The organism is Parachitinimonas caeni (assembly GCF_030129945.1).
Taxonomy (GTDB): Bacteria; Pseudomonadota; Gammaproteobacteria; order Burkholderiales; family Chitinimonadaceae; genus Parachitinimonas; species Parachitinimonas caeni.
This window is the reverse complement of the sequence record NZ_JARRAF010000216.1, coordinates 1-378: the sequence shown is the minus strand read 5'-3', so window position 1 is coordinate 378 and position 378 is coordinate 1. Positions and strand designations below refer to the sequence as shown.

The 378-nt window shown below is 66.7% G+C and carries 1 protein-coding gene; it reads right to left on the bottom strand.

Translation table 11 applies throughout. The features are described from left to right. On the bottom strand, positions 1–378 hold a 378-nt coding region (locus PZA18_RS24380; RefSeq protein ID WP_284103478.1), incomplete at both ends, for a hypothetical protein.

Genomic DNA, 378 nt, shown 5'->3' with positions numbered 1-378 from the left:
GGGCGTCGTAGAAGTGGCGGCTGGTGTCACCGCTGCCATCCAGTGCCACCACCACCCCGTTCAGCCTGCCTGAGGCATCGTAGTCGTAACGGGCGTGGGCGCCGTGGTCACTGTCTGCCCGGTCGAGCCGACCATCGGCATGGTAGTGGTAGTCGGTATGTCCACTCGTCCCCAGCCGTTGTTGCAACTGGCCACTCTGCCCATGAAATCGCTCGGTCACCTCGCCCAGTCGCCACACCAGCTGGTCGCCTTCGCGCTGCAGGCTGGCCAGGCTGCCGTCTGCGGCGACATAGTGCTGGCTGGCCGCGTCCCAGCCAAACCCCGTGTCATGGCCCGCTTCGTCATGCCGGTAGACCGTCTCCCCTTCCCACCGCAGGC